Genomic DNA, 1321 nt, shown 5'->3' with positions numbered 1-1321 from the left:
GGCCCGCAGGGGCGCGGCTCCGCCCGCGCCGGCGGGCGGTGCGATCAGCGCGACGTCGTTGCCGGCCAGGTAGTGCGCGCGGGCGCCGGGCCAGTGGCCGTCGCCGAAGAGGATGGAGCAGTCCAGGTCGGGGTTGGCGAAGTCGTAGCCGTGCACGAAGGGCACGAAATGCAGCGTGATCTGCGGGTGCTGCTGCTGGAACTGCGGCAGCCGCGGGATCAGCCACTTGGCGGCGAAGGTGGGCAGGGCGGACAGGTGCAGTGCGCCGCCGCCGTCGCTGCTGGTGATGAGCTCCAGCGTGGCCGCCTCCAGCCGGGCAAGCAGCGAGCGCACCGCCTTTTCGTAGCGTTCGCCGGCGGGGGTGAGGGTCAGGCGCTTGCGGCTGCGCTCGAACAGGGCGATGCCCACCCAGCGCTCCAGTTCCTGCACCTGCTTGCTGACCGCGCTCTGCGTCAGGTGCAGGGCCTCGGCTGCGCGGGAGACACCGCCGAAACGCGCTACCGTGCAAAAGGCCCGCAGCAGGTGCAGCGGGGGATTGAGGCGGCGCAAGGACATGGCGTTCAGGTTCTTAAAACATTCTCAAATGGAATATTAACAGGCACATCAATTGCTTTTCAATGGGCACCGAGTTCGGTAATCTCTGTCCATCTCCCGAGGAAAATCTCCATGCAACGCCGTCAATGGATCGCAGCTGTGGCTGCCGCAACTGTCCTTCCTGGAATGTCTTTCGCGCAAGACAAGCCCCTGCGCATCATCGTGCCGTTCCCTCCCGGCGGCGCCACCGACATCGCCGGCCGCGCCCTGCAGGAGCCGCTGCAGCGCCTGCTGGGCCAGCCCGTGGTGATCGAGAACCGCGCCGGCGCCGGCGGCTCCATCGGCATGGCCGAGGTGGGGCGCGCCGCGGGCGACGGGCTCACGCTGGGCGTGGCCACGCTGTCCACCCACGGCGTGAACCCGGCCGTGTTCTCCAAGCTGCCCTACGACCCCGTCAAGGACTTCGCCGGCGTGACCGAGATCGTCAAGGCCCCCGGGGTGATCGTGGTCAACCCCAAGGTCCTGCCGGTCAAGGATTTCGCCGAGCTGGTGAAGTACCTCAAGGCCAACCCCGGCAAGGTGTCCTACGCCACGCCGGGCAACGGCACCATCGGCCACATGTGGGGCGAGCTGTTCAAGAGCAGCACGGGCACTTCCATGGTGCACATTCCCTACCGCGGTGCCGGCCCGGCGATCAACGACGTGGTGGGCGGGCAGGTGCCGGTGTATTTCGACCAGGTGGCCTCGTCGCTGCCGCACGTCAAATCCGGCAAGCTCAAGGCCCTGG

The 1321-nt window shown here is 67.8% G+C and carries 2 protein-coding genes; one reads left to right on the top strand and one right to left on the bottom strand.

Going from position 1 to position 1321, the window contains the following annotated elements:
• The coding region (locus AC27IO_RS24295; RefSeq protein WP_498741222.1) for a LysR family transcriptional regulator at window positions 1-555 on the bottom strand (555 nt) is incomplete at its 3' end.
• Window positions 556-666: 111 nt separating this feature from the next.
• Between AC27IO_RS24295 and AC27IO_RS24290 the strand changes: the two genes are divergently transcribed.
• Window positions 667-1321 (top strand): Bug family tripartite tricarboxylate transporter substrate binding protein (locus tag AC27IO_RS24290; protein ID WP_498741221.1); only part of this gene is annotated, 655 nt, incomplete at its 3' end.

The sequence above is a fragment of the Acidovorax sp. KNOB132 genome (assembly GCF_057541515.1).
The sequence above is the reverse complement of the archived record's forward strand: the minus strand, read 5'-3'. Positions and strand labels throughout refer to the sequence as shown.